22 protein-coding genes are annotated in these 19,365 nt (G+C 66.7%); 17 read left to right on the plus strand and 5 right to left on the minus strand.

All coding sequences use genetic code 11. The features are described 5' to 3' along the window. Positions 1–20 precede the first annotated feature (20 nt). The 9 genes from arsD to GO608_RS08940 all read left to right on the plus strand — a co-directional run bounded on the left by arsD (position 21) and on the right by GO608_RS08940 (position 8,268). A complete protein-coding gene (gene arsD, locus GO608_RS08900; RefSeq protein WP_169199473.1) occupies positions 21–380 on the plus strand; it encodes an arsenite efflux transporter metallochaperone ArsD in 360 nt (119 codons plus the stop codon). A gap of 15 nt (positions 381–395) precedes the next feature. Further along, positions 396–2,174, plus strand: coding sequence for an arsenical pump-driving ATPase (gene arsA / locus GO608_RS08905; RefSeq protein WP_169199472.1), 1,779 nt, complete (start codon positions 396–398; stop codon positions 2,172–2,174). An 18-nt stretch (positions 2,175–2,192) separates the two neighbouring features. Further along, positions 2,193–3,308, plus strand: a complete 1,116-nt coding sequence (arsB, locus tag GO608_RS08910) for an ACR3 family arsenite efflux transporter (protein WP_169199471.1) — start codon at positions 2,193–2,195, stop codon at positions 3,306–3,308. A gap of 181 nt (positions 3,309–3,489) precedes the next feature. Then, positions 3,490–3,675, plus strand: coding sequence for an NF038104 family lipoprotein (locus tag GO608_RS08915; RefSeq protein WP_169199470.1), 186 nt, complete (start codon positions 3,490–3,492; stop codon positions 3,673–3,675). Between the two features lie 243 nt (positions 3,676–3,918). Further along, positions 3,919–4,395: a 4Fe-4S dicluster domain-containing protein gene (locus tag GO608_RS08920; protein ID WP_011238651.1), complete on the plus strand. Its 477-nt coding sequence runs from the start codon at positions 3,919–3,921 to the stop codon at positions 4,393–4,395. 14 nt (positions 4,396–4,409) lie between these two features. Beyond that, positions 4,410–6,260, plus strand: a complete 1,851-nt coding sequence (locus GO608_RS08925; RefSeq protein WP_169199469.1) for an aldehyde ferredoxin oxidoreductase family protein — start codon at positions 4,410–4,412, stop codon at positions 6,258–6,260. A 117-nt stretch (positions 6,261–6,377) separates the two neighbouring features. Further along, on the plus strand, positions 6,378–7,652 hold the full coding sequence (locus GO608_RS08930; RefSeq protein WP_169199468.1) for an NAD(P)/FAD-dependent oxidoreductase: 1,275 nt from the start codon (positions 6,378–6,380) through the stop codon (positions 7,650–7,652). A 46-nt stretch (positions 7,653–7,698) separates the two neighbouring features. Then, positions 7,699–7,950 carry a sulfur carrier protein ThiS gene (gene thiS / locus GO608_RS08935; RefSeq protein ID WP_169199467.1) on the plus strand — a complete coding sequence of 84 codons (252 nt, stop codon included), beginning with the start codon at positions 7,699–7,701 and terminating at the stop codon, positions 7,948–7,950. Positions 7,951–7,965: 15 nt separating this feature from the next. Beyond that, positions 7,966–8,268 carry a hypothetical protein gene (locus GO608_RS08940; RefSeq protein WP_169199466.1) on the plus strand — a complete coding sequence of 101 codons (303 nt, stop codon included), beginning with the start codon at positions 7,966–7,968 and terminating at the stop codon, positions 8,266–8,268. A gap of 186 nt (positions 8,269–8,454) precedes the next feature. Here the strand turns inward: GO608_RS08940 and GO608_RS08945 are convergent, their stop codons facing one another. Beyond that, the gene (locus GO608_RS08945) at positions 8,455–9,150 is read right to left on the minus strand and encodes a DUF502 domain-containing protein (RefSeq protein ID WP_169199465.1); all 696 of its coding nucleotides are present in this window, start codon (positions 9,148–9,150) and stop codon (positions 8,455–8,457) included. Between the two features lie 307 nt (positions 9,151–9,457). On the opposite strand from GO608_RS08945, the gene GO608_RS08950 reads away from it, so the two are divergent. Continuing rightward, positions 9,458–10,162 (plus strand): ABC transporter permease, encoded by a 705-nt coding sequence (locus tag GO608_RS08950; RefSeq protein ID WP_169199482.1) that lies wholly within the window; start codon positions 9,458–9,460, stop codon positions 10,160–10,162. Between the two features lie 5 nt (positions 10,163–10,167). Then, complete coding sequence (locus GO608_RS08955) at positions 10,168–10,881, plus strand: ABC transporter ATP-binding protein (protein WP_211159484.1); 714 nt, start codon at positions 10,168–10,170, stop codon at positions 10,879–10,881. A gap of 42 nt (positions 10,882–10,923) precedes the next feature. Here the strand turns inward: GO608_RS08955 and GO608_RS08960 are convergent, their stop codons facing one another. Beyond that, positions 10,924–11,844, minus strand: a complete 921-nt coding sequence (locus GO608_RS08960; RefSeq protein WP_169199463.1) for a LysR family transcriptional regulator — start codon at positions 11,842–11,844, stop codon at positions 10,924–10,926. Positions 11,845–11,949: 105 nt separating this feature from the next. Between GO608_RS08960 and GO608_RS08965 the strand changes: the two genes are divergently transcribed. The 6 genes from GO608_RS08965 to GO608_RS08990 all read left to right on the plus strand — a co-directional run bounded on the left by GO608_RS08965 (position 11,950) and on the right by GO608_RS08990 (position 16,345). Then, entirely contained in the window at positions 11,950–12,825 is an 876-nt protein-coding gene (locus GO608_RS08965; RefSeq protein ID WP_169199462.1) for an NAD(P)H-binding protein, read from the plus strand. Positions 12,826–12,863: 38 nt separating this feature from the next. Continuing rightward, positions 12,864–13,409, plus strand: a complete 546-nt coding sequence (locus tag GO608_RS08970; protein ID WP_169199461.1) for a cytochrome b — start codon at positions 12,864–12,866, stop codon at positions 13,407–13,409. Positions 13,410–13,420: 11 nt separating this feature from the next. Next, positions 13,421–14,011: a YceI family protein gene (locus GO608_RS08975; protein WP_169199460.1), complete on the plus strand. Its 591-nt coding sequence runs from the start codon at positions 13,421–13,423 to the stop codon at positions 14,009–14,011. Between the two features lie 52 nt (positions 14,012–14,063). Continuing rightward, the gene (locus GO608_RS08980; protein WP_169199459.1) at positions 14,064–14,642 is read left to right on the plus strand and encodes a YceI family protein; all 579 of its coding nucleotides are present in this window, start codon (positions 14,064–14,066) and stop codon (positions 14,640–14,642) included. Positions 14,643–14,851: 209 nt separating this feature from the next. After that, complete coding sequence (locus GO608_RS08985; RefSeq protein ID WP_169199458.1) at positions 14,852–16,009, plus strand: methyltransferase; 1,158 nt, start codon at positions 14,852–14,854, stop codon at positions 16,007–16,009. A gap of 132 nt (positions 16,010–16,141) precedes the next feature. Then, positions 16,142–16,345 (plus strand): CsbD family protein, encoded by a 204-nt coding sequence (locus GO608_RS08990; protein ID WP_169199457.1) that lies wholly within the window; start codon positions 16,142–16,144, stop codon positions 16,343–16,345. 102 nt (positions 16,346–16,447) lie between these two features. Here the strand turns inward: GO608_RS08990 and GO608_RS08995 are convergent, their stop codons facing one another. The 3 genes from GO608_RS08995 to GO608_RS09005 all read right to left on the minus strand — a co-directional run bounded on the left by GO608_RS08995 (position 16,448) and on the right by GO608_RS09005 (position 19,301). Next, positions 16,448–16,912, minus strand: a complete 465-nt coding sequence (locus GO608_RS08995) for a phasin family protein (protein WP_169199456.1) — start codon at positions 16,910–16,912, stop codon at positions 16,448–16,450. A 178-nt stretch (positions 16,913–17,090) separates the two neighbouring features. Beyond that, positions 17,091–17,231, minus strand: a complete 141-nt coding sequence (locus tag GO608_RS09000) for a DUF3096 domain-containing protein (protein ID WP_082308070.1) — start codon at positions 17,229–17,231, stop codon at positions 17,091–17,093. Between the two features lie 75 nt (positions 17,232–17,306). Beyond that, positions 17,307–19,301, minus strand: a complete 1,995-nt coding sequence (locus tag GO608_RS09005; protein ID WP_169199455.1) for an AsmA family protein — start codon at positions 19,299–19,301, stop codon at positions 17,307–17,309. Positions 19,302–19,365: the final 64 nt, after the last annotated feature.

Here is a 19,365-nt window from a genome sequence, read left to right on the forward strand (position 1 = left end):
GAACTTTTAAGGAATCCGTCATGACCACGATCCAGATCTTCGATCCCGCGCTGTGCTGCAGTTCCGGCGTGTGCGGCACCGATGTCGACCAGCAGCTCGTGAACTTCGCCGCCGACGTCGAGTGGGCGAAGCAGGAGGGCATCGCGATCGAGCGCTACAACCTCGCCCAGCAGCCGCTCGCTTTTGCCGGGAACGCGGTGGTGAAGGGCTTCCTCGAGCGTTCGGGGGCCGACGCGCTGCCGCTGGTGCTCGTCGACGGCGAGGTGGCGCTCGCGGGGCGCTACCCGAATCGCAGCGAGTTGGCGCGCTGGGCGGGAGTGAAGGCGAAGCTCACGCCGTTGCCGGCGAGCGAGTGCTGCAGCGGCGGCCGCTGCTGCTGAGGCGCGGGAATCGCGATGCGTTTCCTCGACCAGCCTCCGCGTTACCTCTTTTTCACCGGCAAGGGCGGCGTCGGCAAGACTTCGCTCGCGTGTGCGACTGCGATCCATCTCGCGGGGACCGGGCGCAGCGTGCTGCTCGTCAGCACCGACCCCGCCTCGAACGTTGCGCAGGTGTTCGAACAGGAGATCGGCAACCGCATAACGCCGCTGACGGCGGTGCCCGGCCTGTCTGCGCTCGAGATCGACCCGCAGGCCGCGGCGCGGGCTTATCGGGAGCGCATCGTCGGTCCGGTGCGCGACGTGCTGCCCGAGGCCGTCGTGCGCAGCATCGAGGAACAGTTGTCCGGCGCGTGCACGACCGAGATCGCGGCGTTCGACGAGTTCACCGGCCTGCTCACGGATGCGGCCTTGACGGCCGGATTCGACCACGTCGTGTTCGACACCGCACCGACCGGCCACACGATCCGCCTGTTGCAATTGCCAGGCGCATGGTCGGGTTTCCTGCAGAACAATACCGACGGGGCGTCCTGCCTCGGCCCGTTGGCCGGGCTCGACAAGCAGCGCGAGCAGTACGGCGCAGCGGTCAGCGCGCTCGCCGACCCGGCGCGCACGCGGCTGGTGCTCGTCGCGCGCGCGCAGGCTTCGACGCTGCGCGAAGTCGCCCGCACGCATGTCGAGCTCGCGGCGATCGGCCTCGCGCGGCAGTTCCTCGTCATCAACGGCGTATTGCCCGCGGCGGAAGCGGCCGCGGACGACGCGTTGGCGGCGGCGGTGCTGCGACGCGAAGCAGCGGCGCTCGACGAGCTGCCGGCCGGGCTGCGCGGCCTGCCGACCGACCGGGTGCCGCTGATGCCGTTCAACCTGGTCGGCCTGCCGGCGCTGCGGGCCTTGCTCGGCAGCACCGAGGCGGCAGCGCAGGCCTCGGCCCCCGCCGCTGCGCCGGACGATCGCCCCGCCTTGCCGGACCTGGCGAGCGTCGTCGATGAACTGGCCACCGATCGTCACGGCCTGGTGATGCTGATGGGCAAGGGCGGCGTCGGCAAGACGACGCTGGCGGCGGCGATTGCCGTCGAACTCGCGCAGCGCGGCTTTCCGGTGCATCTGACGACGTCGGACCCGGCAGCGCACCTCGCGGACACGCTCGACGGCTCGCTGCCGAACCTCGCCGTCAGCCGCATCGATCCGCAGGCGGAGACGGAACGCTACCGTCGCGATGTGCTCGACACCCGCGGCGCGAGCCTCGACGCGCAGGGCAGGGCGCTGCTCGAAGAAGAGTTGCGTTCGCCCTGCACCGAAGAGATCGCGGTGTTCCAGGCGTTTTCGCGCGTCATCGGCGAGGCCGGGCGCAAGTTCGTGATCATGGACACGGCGCCGACCGGGCACACGCTGCTGCTGCTCGACGCGACCGGCGCGTATCACCGCGAAGTGGCGCGCCACATGGACAAGAGCGGCGTCGCGCAATTCACGACGCCGATGATGCAGCTGCAGGACCCCGCGCAGACGAAAGTGCTGGTCGTGACCCTCGCCGAGACGACCCCGCTGCTCGAGGCCGCGAGCCTGCAGGCCGACCTGCGCCGCGCCGGCATCGAGCCGTGGGCGTGGATCATCAACAACAGCCTGGCCGCGACGACGACTGCGGCGCCGCTGCTGCGCCGGCGCGCCGGGCAGGAATGGGCGCAGATCGAGGCGGTGCGCGAGCATCACGCGAAGCGGCTCGCGCTCGTTGCGATGCAGGCCGACGAGCCGACCGGAATCGGGCGGCTGCGGGCGCTGGCGGGAAATCATGCGAATTGAAGGGAGGCAGCGCTTGTCATGTCCGCGCAAGGTGAAGTGATGGCGCAAAACGAGGCGTGCATTCCGCTCGGACGATTCGAGCGTTACCTCAGCGTCTGGGTGTTCCTGTGCATCGTCGCAGGCACGGTGCTGGGGCAGGTCCTGCCGGCGGCAGCCCAGGCGGTGGGACGGCTCGAAGTCGCGCACGTCAATATCCCGGTCGGGGTGCTGATCTGGGTGATGATCGTGCCGATGCTGATGAAGATCGACTTCGCGTCACTGCACGAAGTGCGCGCACAGGGGCGCAGCATCGGCGTGACGCTGTTCGTCAACTGGGCGGTCAAGCCGTTCACGATGGCGCTGCTCGGCTGGATCTTCATCCGCCACGTGTTCGCGCCGTGGCTGCCGGCCGAACAGCTCGACAGCTACGTCGCCGGGCTGATCCTGCTCGGCGCGGCGCCCTGCACGGCGATGGTTTTCGTGTGGAGCAACCTGTGCCGCGGCGATGCGAACTTCACGATCAGCCAGGTCGCGCTCAACGACCTGGTGATGGTGTTCGCCTTTGCGCCGATCGTCGCGCTGCTGCTGGGCGTGTCGTCGATTCCGGTGCCGTGGGAGACGCTGTTCCTGTCGGTCGTGATGTATATCGTCATCCCTCTGGCGATCGCGCAGTTCGTGCGTCGGCCGCTGCTCGCCCGCGGCGAGCCGGCTTTCCGTCACGCCATGGAGCGCATCGGCCCGGTTTCGATCGTCGCGCTGCTGGCGACGCTGGTGTTGCTGTTCTCGTTCCAGGGACAGGCGATCATCGAACAGCCGCTCGTCATCGCGATGCTGGCGGTGCCGATCCTGCTGCAGGGGATATTCATTGCGGCGCTCGGCTACTGGCTGAACCGCAGGCTCGGAGTCGCGCACAGGGTCGCCGGGCCTTCGACGATGATCGGCGCGTCGAACTTCTTCGAACTGGCGGTCGCGGTCGCGATCGTCCTCTACGGCTTCGATTCGGGAGCGGCGCTGGCGACCGTCGTCGGCGTGCTGATCGAGGTGCCGGTCATGCTGTGGCTGGTGCGCATGGTCAATGCGAGCAAGGGCTGGTACGAAGCCGGCGCGGCGCCCGGCAGGCTCGCCGCCGCCGCGCCTCGTCGCCCATCGCGTTGAATCGGCGCTGGATTCGCCCTGGATTAGCCCTGGATTAGCCCTGGATTCGCGCCACTCCCCCGGGACGTCGATTGTCGCCGGGGTGGCGGTGGCGCATGATTTCGCCGGCTGCACGAATTTTCGTTGCGCCACCCGCGACCGCGCGGGTTCGATGCATGATGCGGTTTTTCCGAGGCAATCGATGAGAGCGATCCTGCTGGCTGCGCTGACCGCGGCTCTTTTGCTGACCGGCGGCTGCGCCGTCTTCGCCGTTGCCGACGCAGCGGTGTCGGTCGTCGCGACGACGGTGAAAGTCGGCGCCAAGGTCGTCGGCGCGGGCGTCGAAGCGGCGCTGCCCAATGACGAGGACGAGGACGATGACGACTGAAGCGCCGCTGCCGGGCTTCCTGAAGCGGACATCGGGGGCCGGGCAGGAACGTTGTGCCCTCCCTTGCGCGGCGTCGGGAAAACAGATTGCTTCGGCCCGGCCCCGGTGCTACTTTCGGGAACGCAAAAGCCGGATCGGCGAACGGAAACGCCCGCAGCCGGACCCCTCGGCGCCAGGCAGTCGAAAGCCCGTTGGCGATGCTCGTAGTCTCGAAAACGTGTCACAGCCCGGAGGAAATCATCGATGTGGAAATCGCTTCACATTGACCCCGCCAAGTGTACCGGCTGCCTGCAGTGCGAAATGGCATGCTCATACGAACACACCGGCGTCATCAATCCCAGCAAGTCGCGCATCAAGGTCTTCAGCTTCGAACATGAAGGGCGCAAAGTGCCTTACACCTGTACTCAGTGCACCGAAGCATGGTGCCTGCACTCCTGTCCGGTCGATGCGATCCGGCTCGACCTGACGACCGGCGCGAAGATGGTGTTCGAAGACACCTGCGTCGGCTGCAAGGTCTGCACGATCGCCTGTCCGTTCGGCACGATCAACTACAACCAAGACACCGGCAAGGTGCAGAAATGCGACCTGTGCGAGGGGGATCCGGCGTGCGCGAAAGCCTGCCCGACTGCCGCGATCACCTACATCGATGCCGACTGGACAGGCCTCGCGCGCATGCAGGCCTGGGCGGCGAAAGCCAACACGCCGGCCTCGGCGGCTTGAGAGGAGCGGACATCATGGGATGGAATCGCAAGGTCCTCCGCGTGAACCTCGCCGCAGGCACGTGCACGCCTGAGCCGCTGAACATGCAGTGGGCCGACGAATACCTCGGGTCGCGCGGGCTGGCGACGAAATACCTCGTCTCCGAAACCGATCCGAAAGTCGATCCGCTGTCGCCGGACAACAAGATGATCATGGCGACCGGCCCCTTGACCGGCACGATGGCCTCGACCGGCGGGCGCTACACCGTGGTCACGAAAGGAGCGCTGACCGGCGCGATCGCCTGTTCGAACTCCGGCGGCTTCTTCGGCGCCGAGATGAAGTTCGCCGGCTGGGACATGGTGATCTTCGAAGGCCGCTCGCCGACGCCGGTGTACCTCTTCATCGAGAACGAGCGCGCCGAACTGCGCGACGCTTCCCACCTGTGGGGCAGGAGCTGCTGGGAAACCGAGGGGACGATCCGCGCGCAACACCAGGACCCGCTGATCCGCGTGTCGTCGATCGGCCGCGCGGGCGAGAACCAGGTGATGTTCGCATGCATCGTCAATGATCTCCATCGCGCGGCGGGGCGTTCGGGCGTCGGCGCGGTGATGGGTTCGAAGAACCTCAAGGCGGTCGCGATCCGCGGCACCAAAGGCGTTTCGGGGATCCGCGACTTCCCCGGGTTCGTCCAAGCGACGAGCGAGGCGAAGAAAGTGCTCGCCGGCAACCCGGTGACGAGCGAGGGCATGCCGAAATTCGGCACGCAGGTGATGATGAACGTCATCAACGAGATGGGCGCGCTGCCGACGCGCAACCATCGCGACGTGCAGTTCGAGGACGCGTCAAAGATCTCGGCCGAGGCGATGCACGAGAAGCGCCCGAGCGACGGCAAGCCGCAGCTCGTGACGAACGCGGCATGCTTCGGCTGCACGATCGCGTGCGGCCGCATCTCGGCAATCGACAAGACTCATTTCACGGTAAAGAACAACCCGAAATACTGGGGTGCTTCCGGCGGGCTCGAATACGAGGCAGCGTGGGCGCTCGGTGCGGCGAACGGGGTCGGCGACCTCGAAGCGCTGCAGTACGCGAACCTGCTGTGCAACGAGCAGGGCATGGACCCGATCTCGTTCGGCGCGACGGTCGGCGCGGCGATGGAGCTGTACGAGATGGGCGTGCTGACCCAGGAGCAGCTCGGCCTCGACGCGCCGTTCGGCTCGGCCGAGGCGCTCGCGAAGCTCGCCGAGATGACCGCGACCGGCGAAGGTTTCGGGCGCGAGATCGGCCTCGGCTCGAAGCGCCTGTGCGCGAAATACGGCCACCCGGAGCTGTCGATGAGCGTCAAAGGCCAGGAATTCCCTGCCTACGACTCGCGCGGCATCCAGGGCATGGGCCTCGCGTACGCGACGTCGAACCGCGGCGCATGCCATTTGCGCGGCTACACGGTCGCCTCCGAAGTGCTCGGCGTGCCGGTCAAGACCGATCCGCACGTCATCGAGGGCAAGGCCGAGCTCGTCAAGGCGTTCCAGGACGCGACCGCGGTGTTCGATTCGGCCGGCATCTGCGTGTTCACGTCGTTCGCGTGGACGCTCGCCGACGTGCAGCCGCAGATCGCCGCGGCCTGCGACGGCGACTGGTCGATGGACAAGCTCGCGACGGTCGGCGAGCGCATCTGGAACATGGAGCGCCAGTTCAACAACGCTGCCGGCCTGGCCGCGAAGGACGACAACCTGCCGCCGCGCCTCACGAGCGAACCGGCAAAGACTGGGCCCGCGAAAGGCATGGTGAATCGCCTCGCCGAGATGCTGCCCGAGTATTACGGCGTGCGCGGCTGGACGCCGGAAGGCACGCCGACGCCGGAAACGCTGTCCCGGCTGGGGCTGTCGTGACCGCCGGATGATTTGTCTGCGGGAGGCGGCGCAGCGTCCTGCACCGCCTCCCCGCCTCCCGCCTACGCGGCCGCCCGTACGGGCCGCGCCTACCCGACGCGAACGAGGACCTTCCCGATGAAACACGTGATACTCGGCAACGGCCCGGCGGGCGTGATTGCCGCCGAAACCCTGCGCCGCGCCGCGCCAGCCGACGACATCCTGCTCTTTGGCAGCGAAGACGCGCCGCCGTATTCGCGCATGGCGATCCCCTACCTGCTGGAAGGAAACATCGACGAGTCGGGCACATGGCTGCGCAAGTCGCCCGGCCATTTCGACCGCTTGCGCATCCACGAGGTGCGCGGGCGCGCGGTGTCGCTCGACAGCGAGCGGCGTCGCATCCTGTTCGACGACGGCCACTTCGAATCGTGGGACCGGCTGCTGATCGCGACCGGCTCGCACCCGGTGCGTCCGCCGATCCCGGGCATCGATCTGCCGGAAGTGCAGACCTGCTGGACGCTCGAGGACGCGCGCGCGATCGCCCGTTTCGCGACCCCCGGGGCACGCGTGCTGCAGCTCGGCGCAGGCTTCATCGGCTGCATCATCATGGAAGCGCTCGCCGCGCGCGGCGTCGAACTGACGGTCGTCGAGATGGGCGACCGCATGGTGCCGCGGATGATGACGCCGCAGGCCGGCGGCATGATCCGCAAATGGGTCGAGGACCAGGGCGTGCGCGTTGTGACGAACGCCGGCGTCAGCCGTATCGATTGCCGCGCGAGCAACGATGCGCCGCTCGACGTGACGCTGTCGACCGGCGAAGTCGTCGTCGCCGATCTCGTCATCGTCGCCGCCGGCGTCGCGCCGAACATCGCGTTCCTCGAATCGACGCCGGTGCATGTCGCGAAAGGCGTGCTCGTCGACGACCGGCTCGAGACCAGCATCCCCGGCATCTTCGCCGCCGGCGACGTCGCCGAGGCGCCGGACCTCTTCACCGGCGCGCATCTCGTTGCCGCGATCCAGCCGAACGCGGCCGATCAGGCGCGCGTCGCCGCGCTCAACATGGCGGGGCACGAGACGCGCCTGAAAGGCGTTCTCGCGATCAACGTGCTCGACACGCTCGGGCTGATCTCGTCGTCATTCGGGCAATGGTGGGGCGAGGAACGCGAGCGCGGCGGGGCCGGCGTCGAACACGTCGACGAAGCGGCGTACCGCTACTTGAGCCTGCAGTTCAAGGACGACGTGCTGATCGGCGCGACCTCGATCGGGCTGACCGAGCACGTCGGTGCGCTGCGCGGCCTGATTCACGGCAAGGTGCGCCTCGGCGAATGGAAGGAGCGGCTGTTGCGTTCGCCGCTGCAGTTCGTCGATGCGTACATCGCGCGCTCGCAGCAACCGATGGCGCTCGCACGGTGACTTTTGCATTGCGTGCGTGCGGCGGTGCGCGAGGGGGGCGCGCGGGATGAGGGTCGCGTTCAAGCTCTTCGCGTCGCTGACGGACTATCTCCCGCCCGAGCGCGACGGCAACCGCGTCGAACTCGACGTCGAGGAGGGCATCACCGTCGCGGAGCTGATCGCGCGTTTCCGGGTGCCCGAACGCAGCCCGCACCTCGTGCTTGTCAACGGCCACTTCGTGCCGCCGGCGGCACGTGCGACGCGCCGGCTCGGCGACGGCGACGAGCTCGCGGTGTGGCCGCCGATTGCCGGCGGTTGAGCGCGGGGACCGGACTTGGGACTCGCGCCGATCGCGGATGAGTTCGAGCGCGAAGTCAGCGCGTCGCCGCAGCAATTCGAGCGCGAATTGCGCAAGGCCTGGCCCGCGGGCGTCGAGACGCTCGCCTTCGGGGGGTTCCGCGTGCGGGAAGGTCACACGCAGCTCGACATCGAAACGGAATCGCGTGGCGTGCGCCGGCTCGGCCTGTTGGAGCTGCCGGTCGTCGTCGTGCGCTATCGCTTCGCCGGCGGCGACCCGGCAACGCGTCGTGCGTTGCTCGCGGCGCTCGACCGCGCGATGCAGCGCGGCGGCGGCTGAGCGACGCAGCTCGGCGACAGCGCTTCAGACGAGCGCAGCAATGACGACGCCGGGCGCGACGCAGGGGCGCGACCAGTGCCACAGCGCGGGGTGGCCGAGCCAGGGCGTCAGCCAGCGCAGCCATCGATTGGCGACGAGGGGACGAGGGTCTTGCGCTTCGGGATTCGGCGTCGTTCGAATTGCCGTTCAGCTGCCTGCCGGAGGCGGATTGTTGAAGCGGATCCGGTCGGGAGCGGTCGTGCCGCCGGTCATGACGAAAGTCATCGCCTCTTCCATCGTCCAGTCCGTCTGCACGACGTTGGCGAGGGGGACGATTTCTATATAGCCCGAAGTCGGGTTCGGTGCCGTCGGCACGTAGACTGCCGCGAGCTCCGCGCCGCTCGTCGTGTCGCGCATCACCTTCGTCACGAAGCCTATCGTCTTCATCTCCGGTGTCGGAAAGCTGATCAGAACGACGCGCTGACCCTTGACCGGCGGCTTCTGCAGCGTTTGCAGGAAACGCTTCGTGCCGCCGTAGATCGTTTGCACGAGCGGCAGGCGCGCGACCATCGCTTCGGCGGCGTCGAGCAGCTTGCGTCCGATCACGAGCGAGGCCATGACGCCGATCGCATAGAGGCTCGCGAGCGTCAGCAGCACTGCGACGAGCTTCTGGAAGTCGGAGTCGAGCAGCCACGCGGCAAGGGTGTCCGACATCGGCTCGACGAGCCGTGCGGACGCGCGCAGCAGCGGCGTTCCCATCGCGGCGAGGATGCCGAGGAGGAAGTCGAACACGAGCCAGGTTACCCACAGCGGCGCGACGGTGAAGAATCCGATCAGCACGCGCCGGCCGAAATGACGGCTCGCGCGTCCGGGATGCGGAAAAGTCGGGTCCTCCGCGGTCATCGCGTCGCGCCAGGCGCGTTCGGGTTCCCCCCGGCCTGCGGCATCAATGCGGCCGCCGCCGCCGCGCGGGGGTGAGCGTCGATCGTTGTCGAGTGAATCTGCCTGTCCTCCCACTTTGCGTGCCGCCCGAGCGGCGCCCCGGACACTGCGCCTGCCCGCCAGCAGCCGGTTCGATTCGTCGTTGCCAGCTTCGATATTGTATCGTCGCCCGCGTTCCGATTGCTTTGGGAAGGAAGATATTCGTCACGGCCCCGTGAGAAAGGCCCGGGCGATGTCGAAACGCCGCCGTTCCGCTATCCTCCCGCCGATGTCCCTGTTTGCCGCGACCTTCTCCGAAGCGTTTTCACTGCTCGCCACGTTCGACGACCGCGTCGCGGAGATCGTCGTGCTGTCGCTGCGCGTCAGTGGCGGCGCGGTGCTGATCGGCATGCTGTTCGGGCTGCCGCTGGGGGCGTGCCTCGCGATCGGCAATTTCCCCGGCAAGCACACGCTGTCGGTGCTGATGAACGGGCTGATGGGCGCGCCGTCGGTCGTGGTGGGTGTCATCGTCTATCTGCTGCTGTCGCGCTCCGGCCCGCTCGGTGATTACGGCCTGCTGTACACGCCGGCCGCGATGGTGTTCGCGCAAAGCCTGCTGGTCATTCCGCTGATGGCGGCGATCACGCGCCAGGTCATCGAGGACGCTTGGCAGCGCTGCGCCGAGGAACTGCGCGTGATGCGGTTCTCGTGGTGGCAGAGCGTCACGACGCTGCTGTACGACTGCCGCCATTCGCTGGTCGTCGCGGTGCTGGCGGGACTGGGGCGGGGGATGAGCGAAGTCGGCGCAGTGATGATCGTCGGCGGCAACATCGACCGCGCGACGCGCGTGATGACGACGACGATCGCGCTCGAGACGAGCAAAGGCGACCTGCCGCTCGCGATCGCGCTCGGCGTCGTGCTCGTCGTCGTGATCCTGGCGCTCAACGCGTTCGCGTTCGCGATGCGCGGCTGGGCGATGCGGCGGTACGGATGAGCGCGATGTTCCCGCTGCGCATCCGCGACCTGCGTTTCCAGCCGAACGGCCGGGCAGTGCTCGACGGCGTTGATCTGGAACTCGCCGGCGATGGCATCACGCTGGTGCTTGGGCCGAACGGCGCGGGAAAAAGCGTGCTGCTGCGCACGCTGTGCGGCCTGATCGAGCCGAGCGGCGGGACGATCGACTGGGGCGGGACGGTGCGGCCAAAGTTCGGCGTGACGATGGTCTTCCAGCACCCGATGATGCTGCGCGCCTCGGTGCTGGAAAACGTCGCGCTCGCGTTGAAGCCGCATGGCATCGGGCGCGGCGAACGCCATCGCCGCGCCGCGGCAGTGCTCGCGCGCGTCGGGCTCGGCGGACGCGAGGCCGACAGCGCGCGCTATCTGTCGGGCGGCGAGAAGCAGCGCCTCGCGCTCGCCCGCGCGTGGGTCACTGCGCCGCGCCTGCTGCTGCTCGACGAACCCACCGCGAGCCTCGACCCGTCGGCGACGGCCGAAGTCGAGCGCATCGTGCGCGAGATCCGCACCGACGGCACGCGCATCCTGATGGCGACGCACAATCTCGGCCAGGCGACGCGCCTCGGCGACGACGTCGTCTTCATGAGCGCCGGGCGGGTGCGCGAGCACGCGCCGGTGCAGCGATTCTTTGCGAAGCCCGCGTCCGAAGAGGCGCGCCTGTTCATCCAGGGCGAACTGCCGTGGCGGATGAATTTCTGAACCGCGCAGTGCGGCCTGGCGTTCCCTGCCGGTTGCGGTCGTTCAGGCGCTGACGCGCGGCACTGCGCGAGTCCAGTACGGCGTCGGCCCGAACCGTTCCGCGAGGTAATCGACGAGCACGCGCACCCGATGCGGCACGTAGCGGCTGCCGGGGAAGACCGCATAGATCTGCAGTTCGGTGGCCGAATAGTCCGCCAGCACTTCCTCGAGCAGACCCGCCTGAACCGCTTGCGCGCTGAGGAAAGTCGGCTGGTTGGTGATGCCGAGGCCGCGGATTGCCGCTTCGAGCAGCGCGTCGCCGTTGTTCATCTGCAGGCGTCCCTTGACTGGAACGGTGCGCTGTTCGCCGTCGATGCGGAAACTCCAGCCGGACGATGGCGCGAGCGTGTAAGTCAGGCAGTGTTGCCCGAGCAACTCGTCCGGGTGCTGCGGACGCCCGTGGCGGTCGAGGTACGCAGGCGCGGCGACAACTGTGAGCTCGCTGGTGCTCAGGCGGCGGATGACGAGCGTCGGGTCGATGTGCTGCGAGATGCGCACCGTGAAGTCCAGCCCGCCTTCGATCAGGTTGACGCGCCGGTCGGTGAATTCGAGATCGACGGTGACTTCGGGGTAAGTCGTGATGAAGTCGGAAATCAGTGGCACGAGGTGGCGAATGCCGAAGCTCATCGGCACGCTGATGCGGATCGGCCCGCGCGGCGCGCGCTTCTCGCCGGCGAGATCGCCTTCGGCGGCTTCGACCATCGCCAGGATCTCGCGGCATTTTTCCAGGTACGCGGCGCCCGACGACGTGAGGCTCAGGCGCCGCGTGCTGCGGGCGAGGAGCTTCGTGCCGAGGTGCGCCTCCAGCCCGGCGATCTGCCGCGTGATCGCCGAGCGGGCGACGTTGAGGTAATCGGCGACGGCGGTGAAGCTGCCAGCTTCGGCGACCCGAACGAAGACATCCATTGCCTGCAGACGGTCCATTGTTTTCCTGATCGCAACAAAGAATTTGAAAATAGCGCCTGTTTCGATACTAATCAATCGCCTAAAGTATGCCGCTTGAAACTCGCGACATGAGAGGACGGCAGGGTGATTCTGGTGACAGGGGCGAGCGGGCAGTTGGGACGGCGAATCGTCCAGTGGCTCTCGGTCCGGCTTCCCGAAGGGGGCGCCGGAAAACTCGCCGTCAGCGTGCGGGACCCGGCACGCGTCGACGTTGCGGCGCGCGGCATCGAAGTGCGGCACGGGAATTTCGACCGCCGTGAAACCCTGTCCGCCGCGTTCGCCGGCGTCGAATGCCTGGTGCTGGTGTCCACGGCCGGGCCGGAAGACGCTTGCATCGCCCGCCATTGCAATGCCATCGAGGCTGCCGCGGCCGCGGGCGTGCGGCGGGTCTGCTACACGAGCTTTCTCGACGCGGATGCGAAGTCGCCGTCGGCCTTCGCCCGGATGCATGCCGCGGCCGAAGCCGATCTCGCCGCGTCCGGCCTCGCCTGCACCGTGCTGCGCAGCGGCCTTTATGGCGATTTCCTGCCGATGAAATTCGCCGCTGCGCTGCGAACCGGGGCGCTGCGGCTCCCGGCAGGCGACGGCAAGGTGAGCTACCTGTCACGCAACGAACTGGCCGAGGCGATTGCCGCCGCCGCTGTCGCGCCGCGGTTGGAGAAACAGACGTATGAACTGACCGGGCAGACCGCCCATGATTATCGTGACCTCGCCGCCCGAGTCGCTGCCGCGGTCGGCAAGACGCTGCGCTACGAAGCGGTGCTTTCGGGTGCCCCTGTCGAGTCGTTCGAAGCCGGGGACATGCCCGCGGCCACTGCTCGCGTGCTCGCGCCCCTGTACGCGTCGATCGCCGGGAACCGCGTTGCCCGCACGACCAACGACTTCGCCGCGCTCGTCGGCCACCCGCCGAAATCGATCGATTGCCTCGTCGCCGAATTCTTCCGCGCGCCCCGCGCGTAGCACGCGACGCTCCCCAGCACGCAAAAGGAGAAAACCCGATGCCTTCCTGGCCCCATTACACCGTAGCCGCCCGCGCCGCGCACTGGCTGATGGCCGCGCTGATGCTCGCCGCGTTCCCGCTCGGCGTCTATATGCACGACCTGCCCCTGTCGCCATTGAAGCTGCAGCTCGTTTCGTATCACAAGTGGCTCGGCGTGGCAGTGCTGCTGCTGATTTTGCCGCGCCTCGTCGTGCGCCTCGCGCACACGCCGCCCGCGCCCTTGCCTGCGCCGACGTGGCAACAGAAAACCGCCGTGGCGACGCACCTGCTGCTGTATGCGCTGATGATCGCGGTGCCGGTGACGGGCTGGCTGATGAGTTCGGCGAAAGGCTTTCCGGTCGTCTTTCTCGGCGTGCTGCCGTTGCCCGACCTCGTCGGCAAGAACAAGGAACTGGGGGAGCTGTTCATGGCTGCCCACGAAATCCTCAACTACACGCTGCTGGGGCTGGTCGGGCTGCACATCGCCGCCGCGCTCAAGCACCATTTCATCGACCGGGACAGAACCCTGTCCCGCATGCTGCCGGTACTCGAACGGGTCCGCTAAGGAAAATCAAAATGAATGCACCGCTGTCATTCAACGCCGCACTGCTCGCCATCGCGCTGCCGCTCGCCAGTGGCGCCCTCGCTGCTGGGCTGGAACAGGTGTTCAACCACGTCCAGGCGGACAAGACCCGGGTCGATTTCGTCTTCAAGCAGATGAACGTGCCGATCGAAGGGCATTTCGGCAAGGTCAGGACCGATCTCGTGTTCGACGCCGCGGCGCCCGCAAAATCGAGCGTCCGGCTCGAACTTGACCTCGCGAGCATCGACGCCGGTTCGTCCGAAGCCAATTCCGAAGTGCTCGGCAAGCCGTGGTTCAACGTCAAGGACAACCCCACTGCGACGTTCGTTTCCACCGCGGTCAAGCCGCTCGGCGGCAACCGCTTTGAGGTCGTCGGCAATCTCAGCCTGAAAGGCAAGACGCAGCCGCTGACGGCGCCGGTCACCGTCACCCGCCAGGGCGATACGGCGACGTTCGACGGTGGCTTCACGCTCAAGCGCCTCGAATTCGCAATCGGCGACGGCATGTGGGCGGACACGTCGGTCGTCGCCAACGACGTCGATGTCCGTTTCCATGCAGTCGCCCGCAGCGCCACCGCGAAGTAACGTCGCCCTGCACTCTTTTTTTTACCTACTCAACGCAAAAAAGGAATCAACAATGAACGAACTCGTCCGTTTCGCCGTCGCCACCACGTTCGCCGCTGCTGTCGCCGCTCCGGCGCTGGCCGCTCCCGAAACCTTCAGCATCGATAACTCCCACACGTTTCCGCGCTTCGAGTACAGCCACTTCGGCTACTCGACGCAGCAGAGCCGTTTCAACAAGACTTCCGGCACGATCGTGCTGGACCGGGCCGCGAAGACCGGTTCGGTCGAGGTCACGATCGATGCGAAGTCGGTCGACACCGGTTCCCAGCTTTTCGACGCTCATATCCAGGACGAGAAGTTCTTTCACACCGAGAAATACCCGACGATCACGTTCAAGTCGACGGGCGTAAAATTCGACGGCGACAAACTCGCGTCGGTCGATGGCGACCTGACGATAAAGGGCGTGACAAAGCCGGTGACGCTCGAGATCAGTTCGTTCCACTGCATGCCGCATCCGATGCTGAAGAAGCTCGGCTGCGGCGCGAATGCGACGACGATGATCAAGCGCTCGGAATTCGGCGCCGGTGCGAACGCGCCGTATGTCAGCGACGAAGTGAAGCTCGTGATTGCGGTCGAAGCGGTGCAGAACTAAGCGCGGACTGCGCATTCCGAGGCACGCAGTGCCCCCGGCGATGGGGGCACTGTCGATTGGGCCCGGCGTTTCCGGAGCGGGAGGCGTGAGGTCGTTTCCCGACGGCTGGCGCGGAATTTATTGGAGAAGCTGGTGGATCTGAATTCGGGAGCTTCGCGCTCGCCTGCGTTGCCGCGACCATCGGCAGGCGCTGCAGGGGCATCGCCATCGTGAGCGGCGACGTATCGATCGTGTGGAACGAGGACGGAAAGGTGCGCTCGGCGCGGTGGCGTTCGGAGAGCGCAACGCCGGCGCCGAAACGCGTCGTCGTCGCCGACGATCGCCTGAGCGCGGATGCCGCGTACCGGCTGGCGTGCGAGGGGACCGCGATCCTGTGGCGCGGGGACTTTCAGAATGCGCGCCAGCTGCTGCAGGCGATGGCGCGGCGCACCGAACGTCGGGGCGGACGGTCGGGCAAGCCGGGCAAGGCCGCTGCCGAAGGCAATGTGGCCGCGACCGACGCGTTTCATCTGCACCGCCAGGCTCAGGCCCAGCGGGCGCGCACGCTCGGCATGCTGCTGCTGCCGTTCGATGCCGACTACACCATTCCGCTGCGCCGTGCCCCCGACGTCCGGCAGGCGTGCGCCGAAGCCTACGGGCCGCGGGCCGAGTCTTTCGTCGTGTCGCTGCGCGAGCTGCTCGGCCTGATCGGCGCGCACGAATGGCGCAAGAAAGGGGTTTCGATCCCGGCGCTCGGCGAGCGCATCCACCCTCATTACGGCGTGTTTTCGCCGCTGCGCGGGGAATACGTCGGGCTGGTCGCGGAGGCGCCGCTGCCGGCGGGCGCCGAAACACTCGCGTTCGACATCGGCACCGGCAGCGGCGTGCTCGCAGCCGTGCTCGCTCGCCGCGGCGTTCGTCATGTCGTCGCGACCGACCAGGATACGCGCGCCCTCGCGTGCGCTGCCGAAAATCTCTCCCGGCTCGGCCTCGCCGCGCAGGTCGAGGTCGTCCGCGCCGACCTCTTTCCCGAAGGCCGCGCGCCGCTCGTCGTGTGCAACCCGCCGTGGGTGCCTGCCCGGCCGAGCTCGCCCGTCGAGCACGCGGTGTACGACCCTGACAGCCGCATGCTGCGCGGTTTCCTCGGCGGACTCGCCGCCCATCTCGCTCCTGGCGGGGAAGGGTGGCTGATCCTGTCGGATTTTGCCGAGCATCTCGGACTGCGCTCGCGCACCGAACTGCTCGCGCTGATCGACGAAGCAGGCCTGCAAGTCGTCGGACGTCTCGACGCCCGCCCGCAGCATCCGCGCGCCGCTGACGCCTCCGATGCGCTGCACCGGGCGCGCGCAGCGGAAGTGACATCGCTGTGGCGACTCGCAGCGCGTTGAGGCCGGTCGGAATCGCCTCCCGGGAACGAGGATTGCTGCACGAACGGGTGACTGCGGATTTCACTTCGCCGATTAGGTCGTCGGTCAGGCGGATCCGGTCGAGGAGCTCACCCAACGACAAGGAGTGACGAAATGAACTGGGATCGTGTCGAAGGCAACTGGAAGCAGTTCAAAGGCAACGTCAAGCAGCAGTGGGGCAAGCTCACTGACGATCAGCTCGATGTAATTGCGGGCAGGCGTGACGAGCTGGCCGGCCGCATCCAGGAATCCTACGGGATATCGAAGGACGAGGCGGAGAAGCAGATCGCCGACTGGGAAGCTCGGCAAAAGGACTGATGCACCAGCTTCCTCACGGCGCGAGTGTCGTGCCCGCGGGGGACGCAAAAAAGGCCCCTCGCGGGGCCTTGTCGTAATGTCTTCGAACCGAATCGTAATTGTCTACGCGGATTTCTTGCCGTAAGGGCGCCCTTCAGTTGCCTGCGAAGCTGCTTCGGTCGCCGCGGTGAGATTGTCGGCAGTCAGCGATGAAAACCGACGCATACCGGTGTTGAAGGCTTCGAAGGCGGAATTCCAATCACCAACAAACGGGTTGCGGCCGGCGAACTGTGGAATCATCGCATTGAAAGCTTCCTGCTGAGTCTTGGCGAGGATGTCGCAAGCCTTGCGTGTGTAATTCTGGGCGTTCTCCAGCAGCGGCTGGAAGACCATCAACTGGACATCCTGGGGATTCTTGGCACGGGCCATTTCCTGCATCGCCGATGTGCTGATTTCCATCGCTTCGTGCATCGCGCTCATGTTCAATTCCGCCAAGCGCTGGGCGCTCGCCAGATAAAGCGTCGAAATTGTCTGGAACGCCTGGACGACATTCGCGCCGATCGCTTCGTGCTCGTGCTTCGTGGGCATCGTGTTATTCCTCCGGATTCTCGTTGTCGGACGCCGGAGCCTTGCCGACTTCTTCTTGCGTCACCGTTCGTCTGTCGCGCCATGGTGTACGCGGCAGCGAGGGAGTCCAGTTTCCTCCGTTGGGTGCGAGATGCAATCCCTCAATCACTACCGGATGTTTCGAGCGCTGCAGCCTGGCTCAGCGTACTCCGAAAAGCCCGATCAGACCGATGACAATCAGGTAGATCGCGACGATGTAGTTGAGCAGCCGCGGCACGATCAGAATCAGGATCCCCGCGATCAGCGATACCAGGGGGCCGGTGCTCAGGTGCAGGTCCATGCTCGAACTCCTTGTGCGATGTTCCAATATAGTAGAAATCCTTTACCGGTTTTTCCGCCGTTCGTGGCTGCCGGATCATTCACGCTGCGGGTTTTTCGCTTCGCGGATGAGCTTCCCGCAGTCGCTGTCCAGGCCGGGTCCGGTTTCGATCAGCGGGAGGAGGGCGAGCAGCGGGTTGATCAGGCCCAGTGCGACGGCTCCGAGCCCGCGCGCGGCAACCTTGGCGGTGTCGACGGAGGGCTCGGGATTCGCGAAAGTCCCCTGGATGTAAATCGGGCTGCGCAGCGCGACGGGAGTGGTGACCTTGGTGTCCGATTCCAGCGTGAGGTCGAGTTTTTCCTCGCCCAGATCGACGGTACCGGACCCGATGATCCGCATGATGTCGGTGTCGAGCACGAGCGCGTTCGTTTTCATGAGCCCGTCCGTCACGCTGAAGTCGGCGATTACGCAGCGGATCTCGACGAGTTCGTCGCCGGTAAGCTTCAACTGCAGCATGTCCCACAGGTGCAGCCCGAGCGTTTCCACCATGAAACGGCTGATCTGGCCTTCGGACAGGATCAGCGTCGCTTTGCCGTCCGCGGTGCCGAGCATGCCGGCAACGGAATTTCCCCGCCCCTCGAGGTCAATCTGGCCATTGAGTTCTCCCAGCGTGGGCTTCGCGAGGTCGGACGGAGGGAACAACTTTGCAAGCTTGAGGCCTCGCACCCGAAGCTTCGTCTTCGCCTCGAGCGGTTTTTCCTGGCCATTCATGCGGACAGTGCCGCTGAGCGTCCCTCCGGCAATGCCGAACTCGAGCGGATCGAGCGTCAACACCGAATCCTGCATCTGCAGGCGGGTCACGAACTTGTCGATCGGCAGCGCGTCGGGGCGGCGGATCCGGTCGGCCCGGAGCTTGACGTCGGCATCGACGGTGTCCCACCGTCCGGTGCGGAACGGGATCTCGGGCAGCACGGTGCCGTCTTGGGCGGGCGCGTCGGGGGCAGCGTCTTCCGATTTGGCCGGCGCTTCCTTTGCCCCGACGAGCGGGCCGAGGTCGGCGAAATCGAGCAGCTTGAACGCCAGGTCGCCATGCAGCGCCGGCCGTTCGCCGCCGGTGGCGACTTGCAGCGTGCCCGCGACGTCGCTCTTGCCGATCGCCCCAGAAAAGTTCTCGTAGCGCCACATCGTGCCGTTGCGGATCAGGTGACCGGTAGTGCGGTAGGGCGGCGTTTCGGGCAGCGCGATGCCGATGAGCCGATACAAGTCAGCGATGCTCGCCCCGCGAAGGTCCAGGTCGAGGTCGATCGCGGTCAATTTCAGCAGGCTGGTGATGCTCCCTTCGGCTTTCACCGCCGTGTCGCCGAAGCGCGCCTGCACGTCGAGCGGGTAAGGCGTTTCCTCGTCGCGCAACGCCAGTACCGGGCCACCGGTGCCGCGTGCATTCATCGGCAGCCCCTTGTATTGCCCTTTTGCATCGAACCGGATGCCGCCTTCGGCCGCTGTGCCAGCCGGGGCGTCGGCTCCGGGTTTCTCGCCGGCTGCGCCGTCACGCTGGCCTTCGCCGCTGTCCCCGCCGCCGGTCGTCGACAGCGTGGCGTCGATGCGTGTCTTCTGTGCGGGATCCGCGTAACGGATGCGGCCGTCGTGCAGCGCGAGGCGGCCGATGCCGACACGCGCGCCTTCGTCCTTCTGCTCCCGGTCGAGTAGCCAGTTTTTCCGGCCGTCCGGGTGTTGTTCGAGAAAGACATCCGCGCGGTCGAGCGTAATCGTCGGCAGCATCACGACGCGCCTGAACAACTGCGGCAGGCTGACCCCGACGCTGACGTTCTCTGCAGTGAACATTTGCGGTTCCTCGGCCCACTCCGGATTCGCAAACGTGACGCCGGCGGCGCTTAGGCGCGTAACCGGCCAGCCCCAGTCGATGTCCAGATCGCCGTTGATCACGAGCTCGCGGCCGGTCTTCTCGGTCGTCTGGCTCATGATCGGGCCGCGTAGCCAATTCGGGTCGAACAGCAGCGCAGCGAGCACGAGCAGCGCGATCAGGCCGAGAACCGTCACCCCAATGCCCTTGAGTACTCCCCCCGCTTTCATCTGTCCCGTGCCTCCGCGATCTCCGGCGCGTTGCTACCTCATTTCACGCCTGGCGGAGGCGCGA

The organism is Aromatoleum buckelii, from assembly GCF_012910785.2.
Taxonomy (GTDB): domain Bacteria; phylum Pseudomonadota; class Gammaproteobacteria; order Burkholderiales; family Rhodocyclaceae; genus Aromatoleum; species Aromatoleum buckelii.

Bases quoted from the DNA above. Each gene is read 5' to 3' on its own strand.
- arsB (WP_169199471.1), top strand. From the start codon at position 2,193: ATGTCCGCGCAAGGTGAAGTGATGGCGCAAAACGAGGCGTGCATTCCG.
- GO608_RS09005 (WP_169199455.1), bottom strand. From the start codon at position 19,301: ATGAAAGCGGGGGGAGTACTCAAGGGCATTGGGGTGACGGTTCTCGGC.
- GO608_RS08995 (WP_169199456.1), bottom strand. From the start codon at position 16,912: ATGCCCACGAAGCACGAGCACGAAGCGATCGGCGCGAATGTCGTCCAG.
- GO608_RS08930 (WP_169199468.1), top strand. From the start codon at position 6,378: ATGAAACACGTGATACTCGGCAACGGCCCGGCGGGCGTGATTGCCGCC.
- GO608_RS08980 (WP_169199459.1), top strand. From the start codon at position 14,064: ATGAACGAACTCGTCCGTTTCGCCGTCGCCACCACGTTCGCCGCTGCT.
- GO608_RS08990 (WP_169199457.1), top strand. From the start codon at position 16,142: ATGAACTGGGATCGTGTCGAAGGCAACTGGAAGCAGTTCAAAGGCAAC.
- GO608_RS08920 (WP_011238651.1), top strand. From the start codon at position 3,919: ATGTGGAAATCGCTTCACATTGACCCCGCCAAGTGTACCGGCTGCCTG.
- thiS (WP_169199467.1), top strand. From the start codon at position 7,699: ATGAGGGTCGCGTTCAAGCTCTTCGCGTCGCTGACGGACTATCTCCCG.
- arsA (WP_169199472.1), top strand. From the start codon at position 396: ATGCGTTTCCTCGACCAGCCTCCGCGTTACCTCTTTTTCACCGGCAAG.
- arsD (WP_169199473.1), top strand. From the start codon at position 21: ATGACCACGATCCAGATCTTCGATCCCGCGCTGTGCTGCAGTTCCGGC.
- GO608_RS09000 (WP_082308070.1), bottom strand. From the start codon at position 17,231: ATGGACCTGCACCTGAGCACCGGCCCCCTGGTATCGCTGATCGCGGGG.
- GO608_RS08945 (WP_169199465.1), bottom strand. From the start codon at position 9,150: ATGACCGCGGAGGACCCGACTTTTCCGCATCCCGGACGCGCGAGCCGT.
- GO608_RS08950 (WP_169199482.1), top strand. From the start codon at position 9,458: ATGTCCCTGTTTGCCGCGACCTTCTCCGAAGCGTTTTCACTGCTCGCC.
- GO608_RS08970 (WP_169199461.1), top strand. From the start codon at position 12,864: ATGCCTTCCTGGCCCCATTACACCGTAGCCGCCCGCGCCGCGCACTGG.
- GO608_RS08960 (WP_169199463.1), bottom strand. From the start codon at position 11,844: ATGGACCGTCTGCAGGCAATGGATGTCTTCGTTCGGGTCGCCGAAGCT.
- GO608_RS08915 (WP_169199470.1), top strand. From the start codon at position 3,490: ATGAGAGCGATCCTGCTGGCTGCGCTGACCGCGGCTCTTTTGCTGACC.
- GO608_RS08925 (WP_169199469.1), top strand. From the start codon at position 4,410: ATGGGATGGAATCGCAAGGTCCTCCGCGTGAACCTCGCCGCAGGCACG.
- GO608_RS08975 (WP_169199460.1), top strand. From the start codon at position 13,421: ATGAATGCACCGCTGTCATTCAACGCCGCACTGCTCGCCATCGCGCTG.
- GO608_RS08955 (WP_211159484.1), top strand. From the start codon at position 10,168: ATGTTCCCGCTGCGCATCCGCGACCTGCGTTTCCAGCCGAACGGCCGG.